The sequence below is a fragment of the Mucilaginibacter sp. FW306-07-L genome, from assembly GCF_058782065.1.
In genome coordinates, this window is record NZ_JBYSXI010000003.1 from 220659 (window position 1) to 239314 (window position 18656).

The following is an 18656-nucleotide window of genomic DNA, read 5'->3' on the forward strand; positions in this document are numbered from 1 at the left end:
TTATTTTTTGTGCGAGAACAGCCACGGCAGCAGATCCGGCTCGGCAAAAGCCTGGGTCCAGCTATCGTGCGTGGCATTAGGGTAAACGGTATAACGCGGGTCGCCGCCTGCTTCACGTATGGCGGCTACCATTACCTCTGAGTGATCGGCCGGTACTACGTTATCTTTAGCCCCGTGAAATATCCATAATGGCACTTTTTTGGCGTATATCTTGGCGTTAAGCGTGTTATCGCCCCCGCAAATGGCAAAGGCCGCGGCAAACACCTTGGTTTTACGGCGAAGCATTTCGTATGTACCCATGCCACCCATGGACAGGCCGCCAATGTACACCTGCTTTTTATTTACATAAGGCTTGTCAAGTAATTCCTCGGTTAAACCCATCAGTGCTTTCATGGCCTTGGTTGGTTCGGCCTTGGCATCCTGAAAATAAAATTTGCGCTTGCCGGATAAGGAATCCTTTTGAATATCAACGTTTGACCAGTAGCTATCCGCCGGGCATTGCGGGTAAACCACAATAGCCTGGTACTGCTGCCTAACTTCCTGCGATAGAAACAGTTTGGTGCCATACGCCAGTTGCGACTCGTTATTATCACCACGCTCGCCTGCGCCATGCAGCACAATAATCAAGGGGTATTTGGCATTTGGGTCAAACTGTACGGGGAAAAGTATGCGGTATTTAAGGGTATCGCCTTTTTCGGCGTAAAGGCCTTTATCAAACGCAGTTTTATCCTGCGCGTGGGTAAACGCGCTGGTTAAAAATATTAGTGCACAAAGCAGGCTGCTTAATTTTTTGATCATGTTATGGTATTAAGTTGGATGATCCGGAGATCAACAAGTAAACGTAATAATGGCAAATAAAATTGCCATTAGCAAAAACCGCATGTATCCAAGCTAAAAAACACTTTTTCCTATGTGCAAAGCAAAGCCGCCTAAATCTGTTAAATTGGTATTGCTTAAAATTACGATGGTCAAATCCTCATTTAAATAACGGAACACTACGGTGTTTGCCCCCATAATACTGCCATATCTTTCCATACGCTTATACTTGGCGTTTGGCCCTTTGTAATCCCTTATCCACACGCTGTAACCATAATCATCTAAACCGGGTTTAAGCATCAGTGCCAATGTTTCCTTTTTAATAAGTTTCAAGGCAAAAAGCGCATTAAAAAACTTCAGCACATCTGAGGTATTGGAATACATGGCGCCTGCCGCATACCAATCCTGATTATATACCGGGAAATCAGGAACTAATTTATTGATGTCATTCCTTAAAAAATAGGTATTGGCTAAGCCATCAACCAGTTTATCCTGTGAAAGCAAACCTGAACCCTGCATGCCCAAGGGGGTTAGTATTTGCTCCTGTAGAATTTCCTGATATGGTTTATGATATACGCTCTCTAAAATTCTCCCCAGTACAAAGTAATCACCATTATTGTAATCAAATTTACTACCCGGTTTATTGACTAAGTTGCCCGAGCAAAAATTTTTCACTAACTGATCAGCCGTGTATGGCTTGTTGTATAATCCAACACCATACTTTATCGCATTTGCTATACTTTTAACCGTATCCGTATTGGCAAGCCCTGAAGTATGATTCAGCAATTGATGTACCGATACCTTATTTGCCGCTTCGCCCGTATAGTCCGGTAAGTAAGCTGATATTTTTTCGTTCAGATCAATTTTGCCCTGCTCATAAAGCTGGAGTATTAAAACAGCCGTTAATGATTTAGTGATCGAACAAATTTTATACCTGGTATCATTAGTAACCGGAACTTTAAATTCCCGGTTGGCAAGCCCGAAGCTGGCATGATACAGTATCTTACTATTTTTTTGTACCAGCACCGTACCGTTAAAGTTATGCTGCTGACTATATTCTTCTACAACATGACTAACGTTGGGTGATTGTGCACTTGCCAACAGGCTTGAAACACACAGCAATAGTGCGACAGATATTTTCTTCATTATTAAGCTTTATCAATAAGATGCATTTCTGCGTAGCCGGTTACAACAATAAGAACTTAAACTCATGCTAAAAGGATTCTCACTAAAACCCTTTTAGCATAATCGGAGTTATAATTAAGCACTAATCACTTTGTTATGAGATCAATATGGAAAGGTTCAATAGGGTTCGGGTTGGTAAGTATTCCCGTTAAACTGTTTTCGGCCGTGCAAAGCAGTTCGCTTGATCTGGATATGCTCGACGGCCGCGACCACTCGCGCATTAAATACCAGCGCGTTAACGAAAAAACGCACAAGGAAGTACCTTACGACAAAATTGTAAAAGGCTACAAACAGGATGAGGACTATATTATACTCGAGGAGCGTGATTTTGAAGATGCCGCGCCCGAAAAAAGTAAGGTGATCGAAATTGAAAGCTTTGTAGATATTGCCGATGTTAACCCGATGTTTTACGAAACATCCTACTACACCGAACCCGATACCAAGAACAATAAAGCCTACGCCCTGCTGATGCAGGCGCTTATCAAATCAAAAAAAGCCGGGCTTGCACGCTTTGTACTACGCAGCACCGAAACCCTGTGTATAGTGCACCCGGTTGAAAATGTACTAGTGGTAACCAAGATCCGTTTCGGGCAGGAGATACGCAGTACCGAAGACCTTAACATAGCCGATGATGTAAAGATCAGCAAAAAGGAACTGGATGTAGGCCTGGCATTAATCAACCAGTATGCTGAAGACTTTGATGTATCTAAATTCAAGGATGATTATCATGAGGAATTATTGAAAATTATCCACGCCAAGGCCAAAGGCAAACGCCCGACCATTAAAAAGCTTAAACCTCAAAAAACAAAAGGAACCGATTTGTATGAGCAGTTAATGGGTAGCTTAAAAGCCAAGAAAGGCGCCTAAATAATCTTGACGCATACAACTTTGTAGAATAAAACATACAGCATTAAATTTACAATACATTTTTCTGAAGTAGTGGTTTGTCTGGTTGAAGCTATTATATAAATAATTTAATATATATCCTATTAGTTAATTATGTGGCATAGTATTAGATGCTTTAATTAAAAAACATCTACAATTATGGCAACCACAAAAGCAAAAGCAAAAAAAGCTGAAACCGAAACCACAGAAATAGCGGAAGAATCAGCATTGAACGAATTATTTGTTGACGAGTTAAAAGATATTTACTGGGCAGAGAAACACCTGGCAAAGGCGCTGCCTAAAATGGCAAAGGCCGCAACGTCCGACGAGTTGCGTACCGCTATTGAAACACACCTGGCAGAAACTGAAAACCAGATCACCCGCCTTGAATCAGTTTTTGAATCCATTGAAGAAAAAGCCGCCGCTAAAAAATGTGAGGCAATGGAAGGTTTACTGAAAGAAGGTGAATCAATTATTGAAGATACCGAGGATGGCAGCATTACCCGCGATGCCGGTATAATCTCAGCCGCACAGAAGATTGAGCACTACGAAATCGCTTCTTATGGTACATTAAAAACCCTGGCAGCCACTTTGGGCTACAGCGAAGCTGTTGAACTGCTTGATGCAACCCTGCAGGAAGAAAAGAAAACCGATGGTTTACTGACCGAGATTGCTGAAGCCGGCATTAACCAAAATGCTAAAAGCGAAAAGAAATAGTTTTAGCGATTAGTTTGATTTATGATTGAGCCGCCCCTTTGAAAAGAGGCGGCTTTTTTGGTGCTAAAAATTAAAACCCAATAAAAAAGGGGAACATTGCTGCTCCCCTCTACTCGTAAGTAATAGTTATTATACTACCCTATCACGACGGATAACGCCCAGTAATAAAGCGATAATAGCGATTACCAATAACGCGTGAATAATACCTGTCGCGGTGTAAGCGAATACACCAATTGCCCAGCCTATTATCAGGATTACAGCAATAATATACAGTAGAGATCTCATAGCTTTTATATTTTAGTTAAACATTGATAGATGTATTTACACATCACCACAAACTGTGCCGAACTGACATTAAGCTGATAATTTATACAAAAAGGGCATTAGCTTATCGCTAACGCCCTTTTTTGCAAACAGTATTTGCTGCAAATATTATAAGTTAAGCCATTTTTTGGCAATGGCTGCTTGTTTTGTGCTTGCGTTTTCAACGGGTTCAATTTTATATCTAACACGGTCGCTTTTTAGCAGGGTTACCGGTAGTACCAGTTGATTGCCATCGCGTATAACGGTTATATTAATTTTATCGCCTACATGTTTATTAGCGGTAAGGGCTGCCGGGTCAGTAACCGGATTGCCGTCAACAGCGGTAATCTCGTCGTTTACGTTGATACCATCCACCCAGGCTGATGAATTACGGCTAACCGCCGTTACCATTATATGGTTGCCCGCGACTGATGTGGCGATGCCCAATGACGGCACATTGCTGCCGGCAAGTTCATCGGTTATTTTGTAGCCCGCGTAACCTAAATAAGTCGCGTTATCCGGCATATCAACACCGGTAACATATTTTTTATAGAAATCATCCAGTTTTTTACCGGTAAATTTCTCGAGGCCAAGCTTAAATTCAGCATCGGTATAGCCGCGTTTTTTTAGCTTGTAATACTCGTTGTACATATACTTCATCACATCATCAAGCGAGTATTGTCCGTTTGAGCTGTTCAGTATTTCCAGATCGAGCATATAAGCAATTATAGCACCCTTGCCATAGTAAGATATGGTTGAGTTGTTGGAGTTTTCGTTGGGGCGATAAAACTTGATCCAGGCATCAAAGCTCGATTCGGCTGCTGATTGTATCTTGCTGCCCGGCTGGTTATCGTGATTGCTCAGGCTAGTAGCCAATGTGGCCAGGTAAGCCTCACCGGTTTTTAGTCCGGCATGGCGGGTAGCTTTTGACTCATAGTAGGCGGTAAAACCTTCGGCTATCCACAGGTTAGTGGTATAATTTTCGTTCTCATAATCAAACGGGCCAAGGGCTATCGGGCGCAGGCGTTTTACATTCCACAGGTGAAAATGCTCGTGCGATACCAGTTCTAAAAAGCCCAGGTAACCCCGCTCGGTGCTGTAACCATCGCGCGAAGCACCCAATACGGTCGAACTTAAATGCTCCAACCCGCCGCCGCCGCGCTGAAAGTTGTGTACAATGAATACATAACGTTTGTTAGGGTTTTCGCCAAATATTTTGGTATGCTGCTCGATCACCTTGGCCATATCAACTTTAAGGCGCTCCTTATCGTAATTACCGCCGCCGTACATGGCTACCTCGTAGTTTACCCCTGCCGCTTTAAAGCCAAACACATCCTGTGTACCTACCTCTATCGGCGAATCGAACAGGATATCGTAGTTAGGGGCAGTTACCGTAAACTGGTCGGCACCTACCGGGCTCAGGCTGGTTGAAACGGTTGTCCAACCTTTATAAGGCACTATTTTAATGGTTGATGGCTGATCCAGCATCCCCTGAGGATATAAAAACAAGCCGGATGTTGACAGGAACGCGTGCGAGGCATCGATAAAAGCGGTACGTACCGATATTTCATTAGCGTAAACCCGGTACTTAACGGTAAGCTCGCTCATACCGGTGGTATTAATACGCCACGTGTTTTTGTTCACTTTGCCTGAGGCTATCTCCTTACCCGCGTTCCAGGCGGTGAAGCCCTCCACGTTTTTGGCAAACTCACGCACCAGGTATGATCCGGGAGTCCAAACGGGCATTTTAAGGTTAGTGGTTTTTTGCGCCAGTCCGCTTAGTTTCATCTCAATATCAACGTAGTGGGCTTGTGCTTCCGGAAAAGTAACCGTATAGCTGATCTTAGCCGCAGGTGCCGCATCGGCAGTAATGCTCATTAAATTCAGTATTAAAAAACTATAAATAAACGACAGAATATTTTTCATCCGGCAATTTATAAATTTTTGCCCTGCCCTATAAAGTTTTTGTAACACAAATAAGATGTAAAATGGTTGATACATAAAACCTTTTGTAAGCCAATTGCGATTATTTTGCTACAGATATTACCGGTTAAAAAACACCCGGTAACAACTTCGCTAAGCCTTGAGGCATATTGTAAATTTATGAAGATCAGATATTTTATTTATACCCTACTGATACTGCTGTTGGGTTACCTGTTATATAACAAGTTTTTTGGCGAGGGTGCCGCTAAAACACAGGGTGCGGCAGGCGGGGGTAAAAGCCGCAAGGGTGGCCCCGTACCGGTTAACGTATTGCTTGCGCATGATACCACACTGAATACCGTTATTGATATTACCGGCACCATTAGCGCCAATGAGCAGGTTAACCTGGTAAGCCAGGCCTCGGGCGATGTTACCGGCATTTATTTTAAAGAGGGTAGCCGTGTAAAAAAAGGGCAGTTGCTGGTAAAAATTTATAACCAGGATCTGCAGGCTTCCCTGGCGCAAAATGAATACAATGTAGCCTTAGCCAAAGAGAACGAGAACCGTAACCGCCAACTATTAGAGAAGGAAGCCATCAGCAAACAGGAGTACCAAACCTCGCTGGCATCGTACAACGCGCTAAAGGCACAAAGCAATGCCGTTAAGGCGCAAATAACCCGTACCGAAGTCCGGGCACCGTTTTCGGGTACTATTGGTTTGCGTAATATTAGTCCGGGGGGCTATATATCGCCGCAAACACCTATTGCTACGCTGGTTAATATTGATCCGGCTAAGCTTACCTTCTCCGTTCCCGAAAAATATTTACCGCTGATCAAGGCTGGCGGCAAGGTGAATTTCACCACCGAAAGTTCGGCCAAAACATTCAGCGCCACGGTATACGCTATTGAGCCATCGGTTGATGTAAACTCGCGCACCATTACCGTGCGTGCCCGTGCCGCCAATCCGGATGGCGCGCTCACCGCGGGTAGCTTTGCCAAAATAAGCCTCGCGCTCGATCAGATACCCAAAACCATTATGGTACCTACACAAAGCGTAATACCTGATATTAAAACCAATTATGTTTTTGTAGTGGATAGCGGCATGGCCGTACAGCGCGAAGTACAAACCGGACTGCGTACCGATACCCAGATCGAGATAACCAAAGGGCTGAAAAATGGCGACAGCGTAATTATATCGGGCATTATACAGTTGAGGCAAAAAGCGCCGGTTAAAGTTCAAAAGGTGAGCACGAAATGAGTTTATCGTCAATAAGTATCAAAAGGCCCGTACTGGCGGCTGTAATGTCGGTAACCATTGTAATATTTGGTATTGTGGGGTACCAATACCTGGGTGTACGTGATTTTCCGTCGGTTGATCCGCCGATCATATCCGTATCTACCTCCTACTCGGGTGCCAACTCCGATGTAATTGAATCGCAGATCACCGAGCCGCTTGAAAAAGCGATCAACGGGGTGCAGGGTATCCGCAACATATCATCAACCAGTTCGGTTGGCTCAAGCAACATTACCGTTGAGTTTGAGCTGGATGCCGACCTGGAGACCGCCGCTAATGATGTTCGCGACAAGGTATCGCAAGCGCAGCGGCAATTACCGCAGGATATTAATGCCCCGCCGGTGGTTACCAAGGCTGATGCTAATGCCGATAATATTATTACGCTGATTGTGAGCAGCAACACGCGTAACATTATGCAGATCAATGATTACGCCGAGAACGATTTACAGGAAGCCTTGCAAACCATACCCGGTGTAAGTTCCATCAATATATTAGGCCAGCGCCAGTATGCCATGCGTTTATGGATCGATCCGAACAAATTAACCGCTATGGGGCTTGCCGCAACAGACATCAGCGCCGCCCTGGCACAGGAGAACGTGGAACTGCCTGCCGGTAAGCTGGAAGGCAACAATACCGAAGTAACCATACGCGCCATTGGCAAGCTGCGCACGCAGGATGATTTTAATAACATGATCATCCGCAGCGATAGCAACCGGGTGATACGCCTGCGCGATGTGGGGTATGCCATATTAGGTTCATCTAATGAGCAAACCGCCCTTAAAGAGGATGGTGTGCCTAAAGTAGGCCTTGGCCTGGTGCCGCAACCGGGGGCTAACTATGTAGAGATCGCCGATGAGTTTTACCGCCGCCTGGAGCAGATCAAAAAAGATGTACCGCCTGATATTCAGCTCAAGGTTACGATGGATAATACCAAGTTCATCAAACAATCTATCAAGGAGGTTGAGGAAACCCTGATCTTGTCGTTTGTGCTGGTGGTCATCATCATTTACCTTTTCTTCCGCGACTGGCTTATCGCTTTCCGTCCGCTGATCGATATCCCTGTATCACTGGTGGGTACCTTTTTTGTGATGTACATGCTGGGCTACTCGGTAAACATTCTTACCCTGCTGGGCATTGTACTGGCCACAGGTTTGGTGGTTGATGATGGTATCGTGGTAACTGAAAACATCTTTAAAAAGATAGAAGAAGGCATGGCCGTACGCAAAGCCGCCTTTGAGGGATCGGCTGAGATCCTGTTCGCGGTTATTTCAACCTCTATTACGTTGGCAGCCGTTTTCTTACCCATCATATTTTTGCAGGGATTTACCGGGCGCTTGTTCCGTGAGTTTGCCGTAGTGGTGGCCTGCGCGGTGCTGATATCGGCCTTTGTATCGTTATCCTTAACACCGATGCTAAGCGTGATCATGATCCGCAAGGACCAAAAGAAATCAAACTTTTATTTAAAAACCGAGCCGTTTTTTGTGAATATGACCAGCAGTTACACCCAAACGCTTACCAATTTTATGAAGCGTAAATGGGTTGCCGTAACCATCCTGGTGGTATCGGTAGGTATAGCGGTGTTCTTTTTTACTTCTAAAGCTATCCCGTCAGAACTTGCTCCGCTGGATGACCGCAGCATGCTGCGTTATAACGTTACCGGTGTTGAGGGTGCTACGTATGAGTACATGACCAAGTACATGGATAACCTGGCACAACTGATTACCGACTCGATACCCGAAGCCAATGTAAACCTGGAGATCATATCGCCATCACGCGGCGGCGCGGGTTCGGCCAACTCCGGTTTTGGGCGTATAGGCCTTGTGCTGCCTGATGAACGTGAACGCTCGCAACAGGAAATTGCCGACTGGCTCAACGCCAAGCTTGCCAAAATGCCTGATGCCCGTGCACTGGTATCGCAGGAGCAAACCATAAGCGGCGGCGGTAGCGGTGCCCGTAACTCTTTGCCGGTGCAGTATGTTATCCAGAACCAGGATTTTGATAAGATCCGCAAAGTGCTGCCTGATTTTTTTAGTGAAGTACAGCGCAGCCCGGTTTTTCAGGGTACCGATGTTAACCTCAAATTTACCAAGCCTGAACTGCGAGTAACTACTGACCGCGACCGCGCCCGCGACCTGGGCGTATCGGTAGCTGATATAGCACAGACTTTGCAAATGTATTACAGCGCCGGCCGGCTCGATTACTTTTTGATGAACGGCAAGCAATACGAGATCATAGCCCAGGTTGACCGCGCCAACCGCGATCAGCCGCTGGACATGAAATCAATTTATGTACGCGGCTCACGCGGTAATCTGGTACAGTTAGATAACGTGGTTAAAGTAGCTGAAAGCTCTGCCCCGCCCGCCATGTACCACTTTAACCGTTATAAATCGGCTACGGTACAGGCAGGCCTCGCACCGGGTAAAACTATTGGCGATGGACTGGAAGAGATGGACCGCATTGCCAAAAAATATCTCGACCCATCATTCAGTACAGCGCTTACAGGCCCGTCACGAGATTATGCCGAGGGCGGCTCGGGCATCATATTCGCCTTTGGTTTCGCGCTGGTGCTTATTTACCTGGTGCTTGCTGCGCAGTTTGAAAGTTTCCTTGATCCGCTGATTGTGATGTTCACCGTACCAATGGCCCTGGCAGGTGCTATGCTTTGCCTCTGGCTGTTTAACCAAACGTATAACATCTTCGGGCAAATCGGCATTATTACGCTTGTGGGTTTGGTTACAAAAAATGGTATCCTGATCGTGGAGTTCGCTAACCAGCGTATGGAGCACGGCATATCAAAATATGAGGCCATTGTTGAAGCTGCTACATCACGCCTGCGCCCTATTTTAATGACGAGCCTTGCCGTAGTATTAGGTGTTGTGCCTATCGCTTTCGCGCTTGGCGCGGGTGCTAAAAGCCGGGTATCGTTAGGTATAGTTATTATGGGTGGCATGTTGTTTTCGCTTGTGCTTACGCTGTATGTTATACCAACCATGTACCTGCTGATGGCTCCTAAAAAACGCCGCGACCCGGATCATGAACCCGAAGCAGAAGAACCCATACATCAACCCAAACTGATAGAGAACCTGTAATGACGAAGAGATTAGTTATATTTTTATTAATGATAGTATGGGTATGCGGCCTGCGCGCGCAGCAAACCCCGCCAAAATTGACCTTGCAGGAGGCGGTTGAATTGGCGCTTAAAAACAACTTCAGCATTAAAATTTCACAAAACAACGCGGCTATAGCTAAAAATAATGTAAGCCTTGGCAACGCGGGTATACTGCCCTATGTAACCGGCGATGTAACATCGAGCAACAGCATTCAAACCACCCGGCAAACCCGTGCAGATGGTACCGTGAACAATATTACCAACGCCCGTAACACCGGCATTACCTACGGCGTAAACCTGGACTGGACCATTTTTGATGGCTTTGCCATGTTTGCCAACTACGATCAGCTTAAAGAGCAGAACAAACTTGGCCAGCTTAGTTTGCGCGATACGGTGCAGAGCATGGTAGCTAATGTAATAACTACTTACTATAGCCTGATCAGTCAGGATGCGCAGATCAGGGCGCTTAACGGCGTATTGGCTACCTCGCGCACGCAGGCCCGTTACGCTAACGACAGGTACCTGGTAGGCAGCGCCTCAAAGCTTGAGGTTAATACCGCGCTGGTAAATGCCAACCTGGATACGGCCAACCTGATTAATCAGATCCAGCAGTTCAGGTATACCAAAATTCAGTTAAACCAATTGCTGATGCGCGATGTACAAACTGATTTTGTAGTTGCCGATACCATTATTGTAGATGAAAGCCTTAAACTGGGCGATATTATTAACCAGGCACAGGTGCAAAACCCGGCCATATTATCCGGACAGATCAACAAACGCCTCGCCGAGATCAATTTACGGCAGGTAAAGGCGACACGCTATCCGCAGATCGCGGTTACCTCCGGCTATACCATCAGCGATAGTAAAAACCCCGCGGGCTTTGCACGTGTACAAAACGCGCGTGGCTTTAACTACGGCGTAACCGCGTCTCTGAATATTTTTGATGGCTTTAACCAATGGCGGCGCGAGCGAAATGCCAAATTGCAGATACAGAATGCCGAGTTAAATTATAAGCAGATCCAGCAGGATATCGAGGCTACCATAAGCAATTTTTACATCAGCTATACCTCCGGGCTGGAATTGATAAAATTAGGGCAGGTCAATACCGAACTGGCCAAACGCAACCTTGACCTCTCGCTGGAAAAGTACCGGCTGGGCAATATAACCCCGCTCGAAATACGCGAAGCGCAACGGGTTTACCTTGATGCGCAATCAAGGTTCTCAGCAGCGCAATATCAATCTAAACTGGCCGAAGTAACTTTAAAACAGCTTACTAATAAAATAGATATTAAATAAAAATGTGGAAGATGTTATTTAAAACATTAGTTTTGAATAATGCATCCCTCTTTTAAATTTTGCTTGCTGATTGATGACAATTACATTGATAACTTTGTCACGAGCCGGATTTTAGAGTCAGCCAACTTTGCCGAAAAGATTGTGGTTTACCAATCGCCGGCTGAAGCTATTGACGCGCTGCGTGATGGTAAAGTGCAACCTGATGTTATATTTTTGGATATACGCATGCCTGTAATGAGCGGGTTTGAGTTTTTGCAGGAGTATGATAAGCTGGAGATTGATAAGGAGAATATAAAAGTTTATATGCTTTCCTCATCGCTTGACCCTACCGATATGCGCAAATCATCTGATAATAAATACATTACCCAATTTATTCATAAGCCGCTTACCTTCCAGGTACTCGAGGATATTTGTACATGATATTAGTTGCTGATAGCGGTTCATCAAAAACGGATTGGCTATTGGCCGTTTCCGGTTCAGAACCAAACGCTTTTAAAACCGACGGATTAAACCCCTACTTTTTATCGGAAAAAGAGATCGTTAAGATCATTCAAAGCCAGGCCGGTGATCTGTTAGCCCATGCCGCCAACGTTAAGGAAGTTTATTTTTTTGGCGCGGGCTGCTCCAGTCCTGACAGGCACGAGATCGTATCAAACGCGTTAAGCCAGTTGTTTGTTAACGCCTTTGTTAGTGTGGATAGTGATCTGCTTGGATCGGCGTATGCTACCTGTGGGCATGAAAAAGGCTTGTGCTGCGTATTAGGTACCGGCTCAAACATCTCCTTTTTTGATGGTACCGACATTCACGAAGGGCAGCATGGCCTTGGCTTTGTACTGGGCGACGAAGGCTCGGGCACAGCCTTTGGCAAAGCCCTGGTTACTGATTATTTGTACGGCAACATGCCTGCTGACATACAGGCGCAGTTTAAAGAAACGTACAAGCTCACTAAAGAAAGCCTTATAAAAAATGTGTACCGTATGCCCAAGGCAAATTCATACCTGGCATCATTCACTAAGTTTTTGCACCGGGTGCGCCAAAGCGATTACGCGCAGGCCTTAATAAAGCGCCTGCTGTTTGATTTTATTGAAACCAACATTAAGCCTTACCCACAGCATCATAAATACAAATGCCACTTTGTAGGTTCGGTAGCTTATGTTTTTGCTGATGAACTCAAAGCCTTGCTGGCAGAGAACAACATTAAACCGGGTAAAATTATACGCCAGCCTATTAACGATCTGGTGGAGTTTGTGCTTAACCGCGAGCAGGCTTAACCCTTTTGCGCAGTCGCAGATTAAATACAATATAAAATATCCCCAAAACCGTTAACACGCTTGCCGCTTTAGGCAGATAATCGCCCAGGCGGGTATAAAGGGTAAGGTCTGAATTTAAATTGATATCCTGTTTAATGGCCGCCTGCACCCACCAGCCGGTATGCTGAACAATGTCGCCACGCTGGTTAATAAATGCGGATATACCTGTATTGGCCGACCGTGCCACCCAACGCCTTGTTTCAATAGCGCGTAGTTTGGCATAATCCAGGTGCTGATCTTTTCCGGAGGTGTTTTCCCACCAGCCGTCATTGGTTATAATAGCGATAAACTGTGCTCCCTTTTTAACCGATTGCGCCACATACTCGCCCCAGATGGATTCGTAACAGATCACCGGGTCGGCACCGATACCGCTTTGCGAGTAAAACACACCTGCCTCGGCTTGCTTGCCATACCCGCCTGTACTGCCGCCCAGGTGCTCAAACACCGGTTTCAGGAAAGACAGGTAATCGCCAAAGGGCAACTCCTCTGCGCCGGGTACCAGTTTTGATTTGTGATAGGTTTGCACCTCTGCCGAGTTCTCGATGTTTAATGCTGTATTAAAGCTATCATAAAACATTTTTCCGCTGGCATCCGCGGGGCGGGCCGAAGTGGTTTTGCGCGTAGTATATAGCTTGTAGGTTTCGGCACCGGTAAGTACGTTGCCGTTTTTGTATTTGCTGATGAATTGCTGTACCTGCTGAAATTGCGCATTGCTCCGTATGCCGTCCTCATCCATCTCGGCGGATAAAGCGGTTTCGGGCCATATAAAATATTCGGTATTGGGTTGCCCCAGCGAGTCGGACAGATGGGTGAGTATTCTTAACTGCTCCGCATGAGGTATAGAACCTGATTTGCCGTAAGGGTCAATATTAGGCTGCACCACCACTATATTTGAGGGGTTGGGCTGCTCCTCATAACTATAATATTGATAGAGTGATAAACACAAAGGCACTACAACAACGGCTGCCAACGCGCCGCCAAGTTTTATACGGGCAGTACGTTTACTATTTTCGGCAAGGCCGATGTAGAGCTGAAACGCCAGGATATTCACTGCCCAAATCCAAATGGTACCGCCATAAACGCCGGTGTATTCATACCATTGTATCCAACTATGCGATACGGCGAAACCGTTACCCAGCGTCATCCACGGAAAGTTCAGATCCCAGTTTTGGTGCAGGTATTCATAGCCCATCCAAAATATAACTAAACCTACCAGCGCACGCCAGCGCGATATTTTTAACCGCAACCGGTAATACATCCAGCAAGACAGCGACATCAGCAACGGGCCTAAAGAATATGGAACCAAACTGATAAATATGGCAGCCACGGTACCTGCATCCTTTAAGGAATTATATACCCAGTAAATAGACAGCGTGTTCCATATAAAAAAGCCGATAAAGGTGGTCCAATATAGCTTTTTACCCTTTTCAGTAGCAGCCGACTGAATAATGTTCTCCATAGCCAGCAGCATAGGCACCAGGCCAATAAACAGCAAAAATGAGGTATATTGCGTAGGCGGCCAGGCTATCCAAAGCAACAGGCCTGATAATATGGATAGGAATATGTTTTTTTTCATTTTGAGATGCTACACGGTAGGTTAGCTTTTTTATTGATATTTCGTCATTGTGAGGTACGAAGCAATCTCTTTAAGGACATTCTGTAAGACAAATCGCGCAAGAATTGCTTCGTACCTCGCAATGACGCTCTTATCTTATTTTCTTGTCATTTTGAGCGATAGCGAGAAATCTGCAAGCGTTCTTAACAAAGCGACGGATATCTCCTCGTACCTCGTTCGATATGACAAGGAATATATATTTAGGAGAGGTATTACTCCTTCCCCTTAACACATATCACAAACTCTCCCTTTACCGGGTGCGTTTCAAAATACGTTTTTACTTCAGCTACTGTGCCGCGCACGGTTTCCTCAAACATTTTGGTCAGCTCGCGCGATACGGAAATCAGCCTGTCCGCACCAAAATGCAGGGCCATTTCATCCAGCGTTTTTATTAAACGGTGCGGCGACTCATACAGTATAATGGTACGCTCTTCGTCGGCTAAATTTTTATAACGGGTTTGGCGGCCTTTTTTTAATGGTAAAAAGCCCTCAAAGCAAAATCGGTCTGTTGGGAAGCCTGAATTAACCAGCGCGGGCACAAAAGCCGTAGCGCCGGGCAGGCATTCAATATCAATATCGTGTTTTAAGGCCTCGCGCACCAGATAAAAACCAGGATCAGATATGGCGGGCGTTCCGGCATCCGAGATTAGGGCGATGTTTTTACCCTCCTTTAAAAAACGAATGATCTCGCTGGACGATTGGTGCTCGTTGTGCTGATGGTGCGCGAAAACCTTTTGATGAATATCAAAATGCTTGAGCATGGGTGCCGAAGTACGGGTGTCCTCAGCAAGCAGCAGGTCAGCTTCTTTAAGCACGCGTAAAGCCCGGAGGGTGATATCCTCCAGGTTACCTATGGGTGTGGGTACCAAAAAAAGCTTACCTGCCATATTAGGGATGCGGGCTTAGCCTGCTATGTTATGGTAAACAGCTTGTACGTCGTCGTCCTCTTCCAGCTTATCTACTATTTTAAGGGCTTCAACGGCCTGCTCTTCGGTTACATCAACAGTGGTAACCGGTATACGCTCTAACTTGGCCGATTTCACTTCGATGCCCAGTTCCTCAAGAGCCTTTTGCATCTTGCCAAAATCTTCAAAAGCGGTATGTATTACGGCAATGTCTTTACCCTCTTCGTCAGCTTCCACAAAAAGATCTTCCAAACCGGCATCTATCAATTCAAATTCCAGTTCTTCCAGGTCGCGGTCGCCGGGCTCAAACGTAAATACCGATTTACGGTTGAACACAAAATCCAGGGAACCGGTTTTACCCAAGGTGCCGCCAAATTTGGTAAAGTAGCTGCGTACGTTAGCAACGGTACGGTTAGTGTTATCGGTAGCGGTTTCAACCAGTATGGCAATACCGTGCGGGGCATAACCTTCATATACCAACTCATCATAATCTTTTTCATCACGGCTTGAGGCGCGTTTAATGGCGGCCTCCACCCTATCCTTAGGCATATTAACCGCTTTGGCATTTTGTACCGCGGTACGCAGGCGCGAGTTAGTTTCAACGTTTGGCCCGCCAGACTTAACGGCCATTACTATCTCTTTGCCCAGGCGGGTAAACTGCACCGCCATTTTGGCCCAGCGCTTAAATTTTCTTTCTTTACGGAATTCAAATGCTCTTCCCATGGTATATATAAAAGCCTGCTGTTATACAGGAGTTTTTTGCGTGCAAATATAATTATTTATGTGGGTTTGTATTCACCGCTTTGCACTACCAGGCCACATATATAAACAACAAAACCCCGGGCGTTGTGCCGGGGTTTTGCTAAAAAATCAAATCAAATTAAAAACGGTATGAAACAGAGAGGCGGTAATTACGCGGTGCCTCTGTTTGCCAGTAGTAGGCATTTAGCCAACTGTAGTACGAGCCACTGTACAGGTATTTGTTAGCCACGTTAAACACGTTACCGCTGATACGCATTTTGCTTCCTTCCCAAAACAGGCCGGCATCAATTTTAAAGTAATCAGGCAGGCGCACGGTTGACGGGCTCCAGATATCGGTAGCGCGGTCAAGCAAACCGGTAAACCCGGCAGATACACCTGAACCTTTTAACGGGCCGCTTTGCAATTTGTAATTTAACCAACCGTTAATGGTATGTTTTGAATAGCCCGGTACAATATCGCCAACTTTTACAGATCCATCTGTAGCATCGCCAACGCTTGTTACTTTTGAATCTGTTAACGCATAGTTGGCCGTAAGGGTTAAGCCGGATACTATTTCGCCTCTCAAATCAAACTCAATACCTTTAGCACGGCGCTGCCCTAACAACATACTGATTGGATTACCCGGAGTGCTGTTTGAAGTTGGCGTAGCTTCGTTGTTTTTAGTGATCTGATAGATAGCGAAGGTGGTATTCCACTGTCCGCCAAACCAATCACGCTTGATACCAAACTCTATATTGCTGCCGGTTATTGGTTTTACCGTACCCCCGTTAATAAGCCTTGCACCGGCTTGTGGTACAAATGCCTGGTCATACAAACCATACACTGAAGTTTGCTTATCAACTGATACGCTTAAACCCAAGCGTGGAGTTACCTTTTTCGCATCTACGAAAGCCCCGCCATAACTCTGTTTAACATAAGTGTAACGGCCGGCTATCGTTAAACGGATCATGTTATCTAAAAAGCCTAATTCGTCCTGCGCGTAAAAGCCGGCATATTCCTGGGTTTGTGTACCGCCTGCCTTAACCGCGCGGGCTTCCAGGTTTTGTGTACGATCCCAAACAGGGAAACCGTTTGATGGCGGGCCATAGTTAGGGTTCAGGTTATCAAAGGGAGCGCTTAATGTATCAAGCGAATGTGATTGACCCCAATCGGCAAAATAAGTTTTAGTACCTACATCAATACCGCCCAAAATACGGTGACGTACAGCACCGGTAGTTATATCGCCGGTTAATGTACCGCGGGCCATGGTCATTTCGCTTTTAGCATCCCAAAGGCCTACATAACGATAAATTTTATCTCCTTTTATAGAGTCGGGCCACATTGAGGCACCATTTTGAGTATAGTTAAAGTACGATGCTTCGGCCGCGAAGGTCCAGTTATCACTAAGTTTATGATCCAATTTCAGGAATAAACTGTGATCGTTAATATTGGTAAGTGGCAAGCCTGGCTGGTATTGGGTAAAATCCACCGGGTATTTGGCATACTCAGATCCGAATACATAATATGAACCTACGTTGGTCATGCGGGCATTTTGGTATGTATATTCAGCGGTCAATTTAGTTTTATCATCAAACTGATATGATACTACCGGCGCGATAACTATACGGTTATTATCTTCATACGGGCGGTGTGAGCCTCTTTTTTGGCCCGCAAGATTTAAACGATATAAAAACTTGCCATCCTTGCTCAATTTACCATCCAGGTCAAGCGTTGCACGGTAAAGGCCGAAGCTCCCGCTGGTCAGGCTAAACTCGCCCTTGGTTTGGCCGGTAGGCTTTTTAGTTACCACGTTATACAAACCGGCAGGGTCGCCGTTTGATACCATGAAACCAGCCGGGCCTTTAACAAACTCGATATGGTCAACAAAGCTCATATCCTCGGTAAGTGGGCCCCAGTAGGAGTTCACCACGTTAAAACCATTACGGAAAGCCTGGATTTGTGAACCACGCATGGTGATATTGGTATACAGATCGCCCCAGTGTTCCAGGCGTACGGCACCACTCACGTTACGGATCAAGCCATCACTCATGCTGATGATCTGCTGATCGCGGATAGCGGTGTTTGATACGATCTGGATATTCTGAGCGGCTTCAAGCACTGGCTCATTTAAACGCAAAGATTGTGAAGGGTTATCAATCTTGATCTTATTATTTTTCTCTTTGATCTCTACCTCTTGTAATTGCGCGTTGTTTATATCAAGCACAAAGTTTTCGGTCGTGTTCTCTCCCGCTTTAATAACAATTTCTTTTTCCTGCCTGCCCAAGTTAATGGCCGATACCACCAACGTATAAGTACCCGCACGTAAACGGCCTATGCGAAACTGGCCTTTATCATTGGTCATGTTACCATTGCTGTGGTCTTTAATGCCGACGGATACGTAAACTGCCGGGCTCCCGTCTCTGGTAGTTACCGTGCCGCTTACACTGCCAAACTGCTGCTGGGCATAGGCCGACGCAACGGCAAGCAATATTGTAAAAAGAGTAAAAAGTTTTTTCATTATTATTTGTAATTAGTCTAAATCAGCCGCAAAGAAAAGG

15 protein-coding genes are annotated in these 18656 nt (G+C 45.6%); 7 read left to right on the forward strand and 8 right to left on the reverse strand.

Features of this window, described 5'->3' with window-relative positions; translation table 11 throughout:
* Entirely contained in the window at nt 1–798 is a 798-nt protein-coding gene (locus AC3WJC_RS16090; protein ID WP_492400136.1) for a carboxylesterase family protein, read from the reverse strand.
* A 93-nt stretch (nt 799–891) separates the two neighbouring features.
* Nucleotides 892–1962, reverse strand: a complete 1071-nt coding sequence (locus tag AC3WJC_RS16095; RefSeq protein WP_492400137.1) for a serine hydrolase domain-containing protein — start codon at nt 1960–1962, stop codon at nt 892–894.
* A 135-nt stretch (nt 1963–2097) separates the two neighbouring features.
* On the opposite strand from AC3WJC_RS16095, the gene ku reads away from it, so the two are divergent.
* Entirely contained in the window at nt 2098–2868 is a 771-nt protein-coding gene (ku, locus tag AC3WJC_RS16100) for a non-homologous end joining protein Ku (RefSeq protein WP_492400138.1), read from the forward strand.
* 177 nt (nt 2869–3045) lie between these two features.
* Entirely contained in the window at nt 3046–3603 is a 558-nt protein-coding gene (locus AC3WJC_RS16105) for a YciE/YciF ferroxidase family protein (RefSeq protein WP_492400139.1), read from the forward strand.
* A 129-nt stretch (nt 3604–3732) separates the two neighbouring features.
* Here the strand turns inward: AC3WJC_RS16105 and AC3WJC_RS16110 are convergent, their stop codons facing one another.
* On the reverse strand, nt 3733–3888 hold the full coding sequence (locus AC3WJC_RS16110) for a lmo0937 family membrane protein (protein ID WP_492400140.1): 156 nt from the start codon (nt 3886–3888) through the stop codon (nt 3733–3735).
* Between the two features lie 147 nt (nt 3889–4035).
* A complete protein-coding gene (locus AC3WJC_RS16115; protein ID WP_492400141.1) occupies nt 4036–5832 on the reverse strand; it encodes a M61 family metallopeptidase in 1797 nt (598 codons plus the stop codon).
* A 177-nt stretch (nt 5833–6009) separates the two neighbouring features.
* Between AC3WJC_RS16115 and AC3WJC_RS16120 the strand changes: the two genes are divergently transcribed.
* From AC3WJC_RS16120 to AC3WJC_RS16140, 5 genes are read left to right on the forward strand one after another with little or no spacing between them, the layout of a single operon-like run.
* On the forward strand, nt 6010–7086 hold the full coding sequence (locus AC3WJC_RS16120) for an efflux RND transporter periplasmic adaptor subunit (protein WP_492400142.1): 1077 nt from the start codon (nt 6010–6012) through the stop codon (nt 7084–7086).
* Nucleotides 7083–10211: an efflux RND transporter permease subunit gene (locus AC3WJC_RS16125; RefSeq protein ID WP_492400143.1), complete on the forward strand. Its 3129-nt coding sequence runs from the start codon at nt 7083–7085 to the stop codon at nt 10209–10211. The genes AC3WJC_RS16120 and AC3WJC_RS16125 overlap by 4 nt, the downstream gene beginning before the upstream one ends.
* Nucleotides 10211–11527 (forward strand): TolC family protein, encoded by a 1317-nt coding sequence (locus AC3WJC_RS16130; RefSeq protein ID WP_492400144.1) that lies wholly within the window; start codon nt 10211–10213, stop codon nt 11525–11527. The genes AC3WJC_RS16125 and AC3WJC_RS16130 overlap by 1 nt, the downstream gene beginning before the upstream one ends.
* 39 nt (nt 11528–11566) lie before the next feature.
* Complete coding sequence (locus AC3WJC_RS16135; RefSeq protein WP_492400145.1) at nt 11567–11947, forward strand: response regulator; 381 nt, start codon at nt 11567–11569, stop codon at nt 11945–11947.
* Nucleotides 11944–12798, forward strand: a complete 855-nt coding sequence (locus AC3WJC_RS16140) for an N-acetylglucosamine kinase (protein WP_492400146.1) — start codon at nt 11944–11946, stop codon at nt 12796–12798. Before AC3WJC_RS16135 ends, AC3WJC_RS16140 begins: the two co-directional genes overlap by 4 nt.
* Here the strand turns inward: AC3WJC_RS16140 and lnt are convergent.
* The 4 genes from lnt to AC3WJC_RS16160 form a co-directional block, all read right to left on the reverse strand.
* Entirely contained in the window at nt 12779–14413 is a 1635-nt protein-coding gene (gene lnt / locus AC3WJC_RS16145) for an apolipoprotein N-acyltransferase (protein ID WP_492400147.1), read from the reverse strand. The two genes, AC3WJC_RS16140 and lnt, sit on opposite strands and share 20 nt — an antisense overlap.
* Before the next feature lie 251 nt (nt 14414–14664).
* Nucleotides 14665–15339 (reverse strand): 16S rRNA (cytidine(1402)-2'-O)-methyltransferase, encoded by a 675-nt coding sequence (gene rsmI / locus AC3WJC_RS16150; RefSeq protein WP_492400148.1) that lies wholly within the window; start codon nt 15337–15339, stop codon nt 14665–14667.
* A 15-nt stretch (nt 15340–15354) separates the two neighbouring features.
* Nucleotides 15355–16080, reverse strand: coding sequence for a YebC/PmpR family DNA-binding transcriptional regulator (locus AC3WJC_RS16155; protein ID WP_492400149.1), 726 nt, complete (start codon nt 16078–16080; stop codon nt 15355–15357).
* A 157-nt stretch (nt 16081–16237) separates the two neighbouring features.
* Nucleotides 16238–18616, reverse strand: coding sequence for a TonB-dependent siderophore receptor (locus AC3WJC_RS16160; RefSeq protein WP_492400150.1), 2379 nt, complete (start codon nt 18614–18616; stop codon nt 16238–16240).
* Between the last annotated feature and the right edge of the window lie 40 nt (nt 18617–18656).

Coding starts and splice junctions, on each gene's coding strand:
- AC3WJC_RS16095 (WP_492400137.1), bottom strand. CDS start 1,962: ATGAAGAAAATATCTGTCGCACTATTGCTGTGTGTTTCAAGCCTGTTG.
- AC3WJC_RS16160 (WP_492400150.1), bottom strand. CDS start 18,616: ATGAAAAAACTTTTTACTCTTTTTACAATATTGCTTGCCGTTGCGTCG.
- AC3WJC_RS16125 (WP_492400143.1), top strand. CDS start 7,083: ATGAGTTTATCGTCAATAAGTATCAAAAGGCCCGTACTGGCGGCTGTA.
- ku (WP_492400138.1), top strand. CDS start 2,098: ATGAGATCAATATGGAAAGGTTCAATAGGGTTCGGGTTGGTAAGTATT.
- AC3WJC_RS16110 (WP_492400140.1), bottom strand. CDS start 3,888: ATGAGATCTCTACTGTATATTATTGCTGTAATCCTGATAATAGGCTGG.
- AC3WJC_RS16155 (WP_492400149.1), bottom strand. CDS start 16,080: ATGGGAAGAGCATTTGAATTCCGTAAAGAAAGAAAATTTAAGCGCTGG.
- AC3WJC_RS16140 (WP_492400146.1), top strand. CDS start 11,944: ATGATATTAGTTGCTGATAGCGGTTCATCAAAAACGGATTGGCTATTG.
- AC3WJC_RS16105 (WP_492400139.1), top strand. CDS start 3,046: ATGGCAACCACAAAAGCAAAAGCAAAAAAAGCTGAAACCGAAACCACA.
- AC3WJC_RS16115 (WP_492400141.1), bottom strand. CDS start 5,832: ATGAAAAATATTCTGTCGTTTATTTATAGTTTTTTAATACTGAATTTA.
- AC3WJC_RS16090 (WP_492400136.1), bottom strand. CDS start 798: ATGATCAAAAAATTAAGCAGCCTGCTTTGTGCACTAATATTTTTAACC.
- lnt (WP_492400147.1), bottom strand. CDS start 14,413: ATGAAAAAAAACATATTCCTATCCATATTATCAGGCCTGTTGCTTTGG.
- AC3WJC_RS16130 (WP_492400144.1), top strand. CDS start 10,211: ATGACGAAGAGATTAGTTATATTTTTATTAATGATAGTATGGGTATGC.
- AC3WJC_RS16120 (WP_492400142.1), top strand. CDS start 6,010: ATGAAGATCAGATATTTTATTTATACCCTACTGATACTGCTGTTGGGT.
- AC3WJC_RS16135 (WP_492400145.1), top strand. CDS start 11,567: ATGCATCCCTCTTTTAAATTTTGCTTGCTGATTGATGACAATTACATT.
- rsmI (WP_492400148.1), bottom strand. CDS start 15,339: ATGGCAGGTAAGCTTTTTTTGGTACCCACACCCATAGGTAACCTGGAG.